This window comes from Rhodococcus yunnanensis NBRC 103083 (genome assembly GCF_001895005.1).
Lineage (GTDB): Bacteria > Actinomycetota > Actinomycetes > Mycobacteriales > Mycobacteriaceae > Rhodococcoides > Rhodococcoides yunnanense.
Map to the genome: position 1 here is coordinate 1 of NZ_BCXH01000038.1, position 10,887 is coordinate 10,887.

Annotated in this window: 6 protein-coding genes; all 6 read right to left on the minus strand. The window is 63.0% G+C overall.

Annotated elements, in window-relative coordinates:
- On the minus strand, nucleotides 1-4,428 hold a 4,428-nt coding region (locus RY1_RS29050; protein ID WP_169914870.1), incomplete at its 3' end, for a non-ribosomal peptide synthetase.
- 78 nt (nucleotides 4,429-4,506) lie between these two features.
- Entirely contained in the window at nucleotides 4,507-5,529 is a 1,023-nt protein-coding gene (locus tag RY1_RS29055; protein WP_245820000.1) for a FecCD family ABC transporter permease, read from the minus strand.
- A gap of 62 nt (nucleotides 5,530-5,591) precedes the next feature.
- On the minus strand, nucleotides 5,592-6,662 hold the full coding sequence (locus RY1_RS29060) for an iron chelate uptake ABC transporter family permease subunit (RefSeq protein WP_072807521.1): 1,071 nt from the start codon (nucleotides 6,660-6,662) through the stop codon (nucleotides 5,592-5,594).
- 136 nt (nucleotides 6,663-6,798) lie between these two features.
- Nucleotides 6,799-7,770: an ABC transporter substrate-binding protein gene (locus RY1_RS29065; protein ID WP_072807522.1), complete on the minus strand. Its 972-nt coding sequence runs from the start codon at nucleotides 7,768-7,770 to the stop codon at nucleotides 6,799-6,801.
- Nucleotides 7,763-8,794: an iron-siderophore ABC transporter substrate-binding protein gene (locus RY1_RS29070; protein WP_072807523.1), complete on the minus strand. Its 1,032-nt coding sequence runs from the start codon at nucleotides 8,792-8,794 to the stop codon at nucleotides 7,763-7,765. The genes RY1_RS29065 and RY1_RS29070 overlap by 8 nt, the downstream gene beginning before the upstream one ends.
- Before the next feature lie 124 nt (nucleotides 8,795-8,918).
- On the minus strand, nucleotides 8,919-10,887 hold a 1,969-nt coding region (locus RY1_RS29075; RefSeq protein ID WP_245820001.1), incomplete at its 5' end, for a condensation domain-containing protein.

Below are 10,887 nucleotides of genomic sequence, written 5' to 3' on the forward strand. Positions count from 1 at the left end.
ACGAGCATCGAGATCACCACCCAGGAATTCCAGTGCACTCTGGAGAACACCCGCGAATCGAGTCATCGTGCTTGATTCGAATAAGTCTGTGGCATAACGGATATCTACGTTGAGTCCGTCCTGCGTCTCGATCACGGTGATGTCCAGATCGATCTTCGCCGTGGACGGGAACACAAAGCCCTGCTCGACCGCGATGCCAGAGGCGAACTCCACGGGAGCCGACCACGGCTGATATGTCAAAAGTACCTGAGTGATCGGGTGCGCGAACTCCGTTCGCGCAGCCCCTGCCACGCGCACTATCTCGGCGAGCGGCGCGTCCTGATGCGCGAACCCGTCCAACACGGTTCGGTGAACCCGTGCGACGAACTCCCGGACTCGCGGGTTTCCCGACATATCGAATCGAAGTGGCACGGTGTTGGAGAAATACCCGATCGCCTCGTCCGATCTCGGCGCTGTGCGACCGCCCACCGGGGCTCCGATCACGACATCCTCGCCTGCCCCGAACGCGTTCAGAGCGAGCGCCAGCCCCGCATGGAGCACGGAATACACCGTTACACCGAGAGCGTCTGCCGTGCTACGCAATTGCCCGAGCACGTCGACGTCGACGTCGACGGTCTTCGCCGCAGCATCACTCGGCCGATCACCGCGTACACCCTCGACCGGCAGTCCGTTGAGCGGCGAGACCCCGCGCAACACTCCAGCCCAGTACGGCAGAATCTCCGACAGGCGCGAACCAGGGTCACCGGCGTCGCCGAGTGACTCACGTTGCCAGACAGCGTAATCACCGTACTGCACCGCGCTCGGTCGTCCGGCCCCTGCACCGGCGCCGAGGCGGAATCCGTACGAGAGGTCGTCGACGAACACCGGAATCGACCACTCGTCGAAGAATGCGTGATGAACGACGAACAGCATCCGCGTCGTCTGGTCGGTGGTCAACAACGCGACACGAAATGGAACTCCGCTGCTGATGTCGATCGGCCGGAGCTCTCGCTCGCTCGCAGCCTGCGGATCTTCGTGGCCGTCGAGCGTCACCTCGGTCGTGTGCGCCCGCACGAACGCCAACGCGTCCTCGACCGGAACCACGCGCTGGCGAACCGTGTATGTTTCGTCCGGTTCCAGGACCGTTCGAAGTACCTCATGCCGTTCGACCACGTAGTCCAGGGCACGCAGCAGGCGACCGCGGTCGATGGAGGCGGGAAAGTCCAGGGTCAGCGGGATGAGGTACTGATCGGACGGCCCGCTCACCTGGTCCAGGAGCCACAGTGCACTCTGCCCAGGTGTGGCGGGGGTTTCCGGTCCGCGAGGTAGGTCGCCGATCGCACTCTGCGACGCGGTCCCCACCTCCGAGATGTGTTCGGCCAGTTGCTCGATCGTCGGATGATCGAACACTTCACGTAGGCTGGTCGCGACGTCGAGAAGTCCGTTGATCCTCACGCTCAGCTTGGTCGCCAGCAGCGACGTACCGCCAAGGCCGAAGAAGTCGTCGTCGATACCCACCTCGTCGATACCCAGCAGTTCCGAGTAGAGGTCTGCGAGCCTGCGTTCGAGCTCGGTCGACGGCTTCACTCGGTCCGATCGGTCGACGGACAGTCCGCTGACCGGCAGCGCTTTTCGATCCACCTTTCCGTTCGGCGTCAGCGGGAAGCGATCGAGGATCACCACCACCGACGGCACCATGTAGTGCGGAAGTGACTTCGCGAGCTCTTTCTTGATGTCGTTCTGTTCCACAACGACACCGTCGGCGAGGGTGACGTACGTCAGAAGTCGAGCGCTGTCGGCCTCGCCGATTGCCATCGCCACGGCACCGGTAACTCCAGGTACCTGGCTGCACACACGCTCCACTTCACCGAGTTCGATCCGGTACCCGCGAACCTTGACCTGAAAGTCGCTGCGCCCGATGTACTCCAGGTCGCCGTTGTCGTTCCAGCGCACGAGATCACCGGTTCGATACAGACGGTCGTTGGTGTCTTCGCCCCGGAACGGGTTCGCGACGAACCGCGCGGCCGTAAGCTCGGCGTTGCCACGGTAGCCACGCACGACGCCTGCCCCCGCGATGTAGAGCTCACCTGTCGATCCAGCACCGGCAGGACGCAACCACGCGTCGAGCACGTACATCTGTGTATTGGTGATCGGACGCCCGATCGTCGGTTCTACATCGACATGGAGGGAGGCCACGCTCGACCAGATCGCGGTCTCGGTCGGTCCGTACATGTTCGTCGCAGACAGCGCTCGGCGAGACAGCTCGGCGGCGACCGCGACGGGCACGGCCTCTCCGCCCACGAGCACCGTCACATCGCTCAGATCCGTCGCCGGATTTTCCAGCATGGCGCTCCACAGCGACGGCGTTGCCTGCACAGCCGTGATGCCGTTCTGCAAAATGAACTGCGCCAACAGATTCGGATCGTGCACCTGTTCGTCGGACGCAAGCGCGACCGTAGCACCCACCGTCAGTGGGGCAAGTAACTCGAGAACTGCGATGTCGAACGAGACGGTGGTGACCGCAAGCACGGTCGTGCCGGCATCCCAGCCGAACCGCCGTGTCATGTCGAAGGCGAAGTTGTCGACCGCTCCGCGTGGGACAGCCACCCCTTTCGGACGCCCGGTCGATCCGGAGGTGTAGATGACGTACAACAGGTTCTCGGCGCGAGGTTCCGGTTGTGCGGATGCGTTCGGGCCGGCCACGTGTGCGTCAGGCTCCGTGCCATCGGTGATGACAACGGCGCCGAGCCCACTCAGCAGAGAGCCGAACGTCTCCGCATTCGCGCTGTCGGTGAGAACCACCGCGGGCGCCGAGTCCTGAAGAATGTGCGCAATTCTTTCGGCGGGAAAGTCGGGGTCGACCGGTACGTAGGTTCCACCCGAATCGATCACTGCCCACAGAGCCGTGAGCAATGCCTCCGAACGAGGAAGAAGGATCGCGACACAGACATCGGGTCGCACGCCGTGACTGCGCAAAGACCGCGACAGGGTCCGTACGGCCGCGCCGAGTTCACCGTAGGAGACGCGTTCGCCGCTGGACGTGATGATGGCGGGATGGTCCGGATCTCTGGACACCGCGGCAGTGAAGAGCTCGGCGACAGAGTCGATCGCTCGCACGGGGACCGTGTCGCCGAGACCGGCCTCGGGCGGCGGGCGGACGCCTGACCGTGCCGCTGCCGCCCCTCCCGCGAACTGCTCGGCGAACAGCACCAGATCGTCGAGCACCTGAGATGCTTCTACGCCCGAATAGCGCTCGGCATCGACGTCGAGCAACAGCTCGATGTGTTCGCCGACGCGGGAAACGTGCAAGGAGCTGTCCCGCACCGGTCCGCGGGCAAGCGATTCCACGGCGACGGGGAAATCCCCGATACGGAAGTCCTCCGAGAACGGTTTGATGTTGAGCGTCAGACCCTGCACCCGTACGTCCGACACTCGATCGATGGACTCACCGTGAAAGCTCTTGTGCGCGAGAATCTCACGCAGCGCGCTGCAGGCGCGTGGGATCGCCTCGTCTGCACCCATCTTCGGATCGACCCGGAAGCGAACCGGAACCACGTTGACCAACGTGGTGGGAACGTTCAACGCCTTGGTGCCGAAGCGATTCATCATCGGAACGTTGATCATCACCTCGCTTCCTCCGTGCACACCGGCTGCGTAGGCTGCCACGACTGCGGTAATCGCATCGATCCACGTGGTCGATGCGCCCGTTCGCGCCGCTACCTCCAGAAGCGCGGCGGTCACCTCGCTGGACAGAGTGCGGGAGTACGTCCGGACTGTCCGCGCAGTCTCGACCACACCTGCCTCACGGAGTACCACAGCGTCCGGCGCGCCGGTGAGATAACGAGCCCAGAATTCGCGATCTGCAACGGCGCGCGCGGACTGCAGATAGTCCAGCTCCTCCGCTCGCACGCCGTCGTACGAACTGTACAGCGGCACGCGGACTGGAACCTGCTGCGCCAGAGCCGTATACACCTTTCCCACGGCGCGGCCGAGAACGCCGAGTCCGAAGAGATCGATCGCGATGTGGTGCGCTCGGAGCAACACGCTGACCTCATCGGAGGAAATGCGTAGCACCGAGGCCTCGACCAGCGGCCCGGTTGCCGACGAGATCGGCATGCCCATTCGCCGGTCGATCCACGTGCGAGCAGATGCGGACGGGTCCGCTTGCCCCGAGAAGTCCTCGCTGGCCACCTCGATGTCGGTCTGCTCGGACGGAATCCCGACCAGACCCACTTCGGCGAATTCGTAGCGGAGTGCAAACTCCGGATACGCATTCACGGCGTCGCGCACAGCAGTCACGAGCAGTGGCACGTCTACCGACCCGCTCAACGTCCATCGCTGCGCGACGACGAATCCCGACGAGTCGGGTACCAACTGTTCAGCAAACCACAGCCCCGCTTGACCATTCAGCACACCGTCGACGGTCGAAGAAGCAGTGATATCGGTCAAAGCGAGTCTCCTAGCGGGATCACAGAGCTGCACAGTTTCCCCCGCAGCTTAGGCTTGCCTACCCTAGCAGGGTAGGTTCTAAGCCTCACGCCTCGATTCACGAACGAGAAGCCACACGAGATACATCCCTCCGACCGAGACGGTCACCACACCGACGGGCACACGTGTGGGCAACGCATTTTCGGCAATCCAGTCGCTCGCGCCGAGCATGAATGCACCCATGGCTGCCGCGGACCCGAGGGACACACTGACCCCGCCGTTGAGCCGTCGAACGATCTGTGGTGCGGCCAGCGCAATGAACGCGATAGGTCCTGCCGCCGCGGTACACAGCGCCGTCAGCCCGACTCCGAGAAAGATGAGGGCAGATCGGTTGCGCTCGACGGCAATTCCGAATGCCTTTGCCGAGTCGTCGCCGAGTTCGAGCATCCGCAACGCTCGACCTGCCCACACGAGCGCAGGCACCGACAACACCATGATGACCATCGCGGGGAACGCCTGCTTCCAACCGAGACCGTTCAGCGATCCCGCGCCCCACATCGCGACCGCGTGGCTCAGCTGCACGTCGCTCCTCAACATCAGGTAGGACGTGATGGAGCCGAGAAACTCGGCCATCGCGATTCCGACGATGATGAGCCTGAAGCTTCGTACCCCACCGTTGAATGCCAAGAGATATACCACGACGGCGGTCACGAGTCCGCCGATGATCGCGCCACCCGTACGTCCGACGTATCCCGAACCCCATACGAGAGTGACCACGAGAACCCCGGCGTAGGAACCCATTCCGAACCCAATGATGTCCGGGCTGCCCAGCGGATTGCGGGTGATCGACTGAAAGATCGCGCCACTGAGACCCAACGCTGCACCGAGCGTGAGGGCGAGGAGGACCCGAGGCAGTCGCCATTCGATGATCGTCACTCGATGACGTGACTCCTCGTCGCCGAGCAAGACGCGCACCACCTCACCGAACGAGATGTTCGAACTACCCGAAACCAGGCCGAGCACGACGAGACCGAGACATAGCACGCCGAGCAACAGACAGATCTTGATCACCCGTCGATGGACTCGTACCGATACCCGATCTCCGACATGAAACAGTGACACGTCGGGACCGAAATCGACCGGGGAGGTATCCGCCTTCCGACGGGACCGTCCGAGACTCCTCGTCATAGTCCACTCGCGTTCTTGCGGCGAACCAGATACACCAGCACTGGTGCACCGAGGAACGCTGTGATGATGGAGGCTTCGACCTCACCCGGCCGCAGAATCAACCGCCCGACGATATCGGCGGTCAGGAGCAGTGCCGGAGCTCCCACCATCGTATAGAGCATGATCCAGAGCTGGTTGGGGCCGACGATCCACCGCGCGATGTGCGGAATGACAAGGCCGATGAAGGCGATAGGCCCGACGGCCGCAGTGGCGGCGCCGCACGTCAGTCCGATCGCGATGACGCCGATTATCCGGATCCGCACGACATCGGTACCCAGTGCGCTCGCAAGATCGTCGCCGAGCGCGATCGAGTTGAGCGAAGATGCGATACACAGCGACAGGATCACCCCGAGCGCCATGAACGGTATTGTGGCCACGGCGATGTCGAATCCGGGCCCGACGAGCGACCCCACACCCCAATGCAGCCGTGCTTCGAAAACAGTGAGGTCGAGTAGGTTGATCGCGGTATCGAAACCGCCGAGTACGGCACCGATCGCCACGCCTGCGAGCAGCAGCCGACCAGGGGTGGCACCGTACCTACCGGTCGCCCCGACGAGATACACCAGCAATGACACCGCGATCGCGCCCGCGAACGCGAACCACATGTAGCCCCAGACGGATTGGATTCCGAGGAAGGCAATACTGCACGTCACCGCGAATCCGGCTCCTGCGTTGACCCCGAGTAGTCCAGGGTCTGCCAGAGGGTTGCGGGTCAACGCCTGCATAGTCGCGCCCGCGACGCCCAACGCGATCCCGACGGCAAGCCCGAAGATCGTACGCGGAAGTCGCTCGTACACAACGACATAGTGGTCCGGAGACCCGTCGTACCGAAACAGCGACTGCACCACAGCGCTGATGGGCACCGGCCGCGCTCCGATCGACAGACTCAACAGGGCGATGACGATCAGGACAACGAATCCGACCATCAACCACAACAGGCGCCGAGATCTCGACGTCGCGAACCCGGCGCGCGCCTCACGTGGATCGGTCTCCCCGCGCGCGGGCTCCGCTGCGTCGAGAGACGGCATCGAAGACTCCCTTTCACTGGCTCGATTGCAACAACTCCGAAAAACAATTGGAGTGAACGCCGCGACGGCAGGTCGTCGTATCCGAATCATGGACACGACGGCCTGCCGCTGCCGACGCTGGGACTTCTGTCGAGTTCTAGGTGCCCCACACATCGGCGACGGCGTCACCCGAGAAAGCTTTGTGCAGTTCAGGTGCGATGATATCCGCCGAGTACAGCAGCGCCAACGGTCCCGAATACACCATCGCGACACCGAGATCGGTATCGACATTGATGTACAGAGTTCGTCCTTCACGGACGACGCCGAGCCCGGCGAAGTCGCGGTCAGCACGCAGGTCCTCGGCACTCTGGTTGATCACGACCAGAGCATCTGCGTCGAACAGCGAGATGTCGTCCTGCGATATCTCGCGCTGTTCCTGCTCGGGAACCTCGAAACCGAGCGCGTCGATCAACTCACGGCCGTTGAAGCCCTTTTCGGGAACCGCATGAGCACCGGGCCCTTCGGGATCGTCCACTGCGACGGTTTTGCCGGCGAACTCCGGATACTCCTGATGTATCTCGTCGAACTTGGCGTTCACCTCGTCGGCGAGCTTCTGGCCTTCTTCGTCGCGGTACAACGCGCGCGCAGTGATATCGAGTTGTTCGTTCCACGGCGTCTTCGTCACCGAGTCTCGATACTTCTTCTCCTGCACGATCGTAGGTGCGATCTCGGAGAGTTCGTCGTACGTACTCTGGTCGATGTCGAAGTTGTTGATCGCCAGAATGAGGTCCGGCTTCGATTCCTTGATCTGATCGAAGTCGATGTCGTCGACGTACGTGATCTCCTGATCACCCAGTTGCTCGGTGACCCAGGGCGCCTCTTCGTAGGCCGGCACCCAGGACAGCGCAAGGTCCGGGACGACACCGAGCGACAGCGCGAAGTCGACGTCGATGTAACCGAGCGTCACGACGTGTTCCGGTGCACTCGGCACCGTCGTCGTGCCGTACTCGTGGTCGAATGTTCGCTCGTCACTTGCACTGTCGCTGTTCGAGCACGCCGTGGTCATACCAAGACCGAGCACGGCGGCAGCCATCAGAGAAATCGCGGCGCGACGCCTGAAGTCACCCATCGATTTTCTTTCCATTTCCAGCGGTGGCGTCCTGCAGAATCGGGGTCAGCTTGTCGAGCACCCACGGCACGTTCAAAGCCGAAGGAGAGCGAATCGACCACGAGATCTGCGGGTTCTCCGCCGGCTCGACGAGTGGGAAGTAACCGCCGCCCTTGACACCCGGCAGCTCACGGAACACTGCGCTCTTCTCGAAGGCGTCGAGATTGCCCTCTCGCACAGCGCTGATCAGAATCACGTCACTGTCGAGGACGTCGAGACGCTCGTTGCTGACCTCTTGCGCGCCTTCGCTGAAGTCGTCAGCGTCAGCGGGAGCTGCGAATCCGAGCGACTGGAACAGCTTCTGTGGCGCGGAGCCGTCGAAGGTCTGGTACCAGATGCCGGTATCGCCGCCGTAGTCCATCGCGTATGTCAGCGTCTTGCCCTCGAACTCGGGGTTCGCGTCCTTGGCAGCGGCGATCTTGCTGTCGACCTCGGCGATGAGTTCGTCGGCCTTGTTCTCGCGGTCGACGGTGGTGCCGATCAACTCGAGGGATTCGCGCCAGTCTCGAATGGTTCCCTGGTCGGACGAATACGTCAGGACCGGGGCGATCTGGCTCAACCTGTCGTAATCGGCCGAAATGTCGTCGGTCAAGTTGACGATCAGGTCGGGCGACAGCTCCTGCAGCTCCTCGAAATCGAGGTTGTAGGCGTCGACCTCGAAAAGGTCGTCCGAGATCGGCTTGACCCAGTCGTATCCGCCACTGCTCAACGGGCTGGCAACCGGAACGATCCCTAGGGCCAACAGAGCATCTGTCTCGTCTCCCCAGCCCAGTGTGACGATCCGTTCCGGTGCCGCGTCGAGCGTCGTCTCACCGTAGGGCGTGGTCAGGGTCAGTGGATATTCGGTTACACCGTCGGCGGCCGAGTTGGCTGCCGTGGTGGTGTCCGGTGAATCATTCGACTCCGATGAACACGAGGTGACAAATCCTGTGGCGAGCCCCAGGATTGCACATCCGAGCACGAGTCGACGCCCCAATGACGCCATTTCGGTAGTCCCCTTTCTTGCAGGTCGCTTCGAACCCGCTCCGAGAATCGTTAGGTTAGCATAGGCTCATACCGGTCGGGTGGAGCAGAATTCTCCCCACCTTCCGACGGTCCAGCCGCCGCGACTAGCGCCGCATCGCCGAAGCGACCCAGTCCAACGCCTCGGCCCAGGATTCCGCGAGCCCCTCGACGTACGATGCCGAAACAGCCTGCGGTGCATACGCTATCGACAGTTCCAACGACACACCCGACGGCTGGTCGAACGCGATGATGTTGATGTCGAGAGCGCCGGGCGCCGGAGTCTTCGGGTCGAGGCTGCCGCCACCGAGCCCCTCGCGCTCGGGCGCACTCAGCCACGGTACGAGAGGCGCGCCCACGCCCTCCAACTCGCCCGCGTCGGCCGAGGAACCGAACCTCCCCAGATAGTTGAAGACGACCTGGGGTTTGTCCATCGATCGCACGAGATCACGCGTCGCCGGGTTGTAGGTACGCAGCAGACCGTAGGACAGGCCTCGATGCGGTGCGGTCTCCAGAGACTTCGACACCGAATCGATGTCGGCAGCGAGTACTTCGCGTCCGACCTCGGGCCACGACGTTCCGCTGACCCCGGTGTCGATGGCCACGGGGAAGACCGAAGTGAACCAACCGACAGTCTGCGACACGTCGGACTCGTCGACCACCGACTCCTCTCGTCCGTGACCTTCGAGACCGACCACGAGCGGGCCTCGGACTCCACCGGCCTCCACGGTCCGGCGTGCGAACGCGAGGCCGAGCGTGTACAGCAGAACGTCGTTGATCTTGACGCCGTAGAACGCCGGAGCATCGTCCAATACGGCTGCAGCAACGACCGATTCGATGTCTCGAACGACCCACTGCATCGAGGTTCTCGTGTCGATCCGCGGGTCCGACAACCGATGTTCGAGCGGTCGAACCCCGCCCAGCACCCGCGTCCAATGATCCAGACTGTCCACGACAGCCGCGGTACGCGAGAGTTCGACCAACCGCTCGCCCCACGCACGCATCGAGGTGATCACCGGCAGCAAACCCTCGGACACTGCGACCTCGGTGGCCGGCAATGTCGGCTGTTCCGACAGCGCCCGCCAGAGGTATCCCGAGTCCTCGGCCAGCAGTCGCCAGGAGACACCGTCGACGACGAGGTGATGCAGCACGACGATGAGTCGCCCGGTATCGGAATTCGAATCGGTCAACAGCACTGTCTGGACCATGACTCCGCACCGAGGATTCAACCGGGACACCGCAGCTCGGTGCAGCTCGTCGACATCGTCGAAGCCGAGTCCGGTGACATCGACGTGCCGAACGGGTTCGGCGTTGTATGCCAGGGGTCGATCCGCCGGTCCGACTTCGAGTGCCCACTCGACTCTTTCGTCGGGGACGAGGCGACTCCGCAGTACGTCGTGCCGTACGAGCCACGCGGTGACGAGTGTCGTGATGACATCCTCGGTCGCGCCGGCGGGGGTCACGAGCATCATCGACTGGTAGATGCTCTCGTATGCGCCCTCGGAGACTATTTCGACCGCAAGCGGCGTCAGCGGACCCGTTCCTATGCCCGAGTCGGCTGCCACGACATTCGACAGTGAGTCGGCGATCAGCGCCATCTCTCGTGTACTGCCGGCCGACAGGACGTCCCGTGCGGTCAAACCGACGCCACCTCGACGCACGTGACCCACGACCTGGATCAAACTGATCGAATCGCCACCGAGGTCGAAGAAGTCGTCGTCGAGGAAGACCTCGGAGGCCCCGAGGACTTTCGTGAAAGCCTCGGCGATCAATTTCTCGGTCGGAGTTCCCGGCAGTTCCCCATCCAGCCCGCTCTGCACCGGAGGCGGTGCGGGAAGCCGGCTTCCGTCGACCTTTCCGCTCGTCGTGAGAGGAAGTACGTCGACGACGACGAGCGAAGTCGGCAGCATGAACTTGGGAAGTGTCTCACCGAGTTCACGTCTGAGAGCCGTGGGGTCGAGAGCTCGTTTCCGCTCGTCCGGAGTCACGTATCCGACCAGATGGGGTCGGCCGTCGAGCTCGACACTACGGACGTGTGCCTGGCCGACGCCGTCGAGCTCGGCGAGCGCAGCAGCG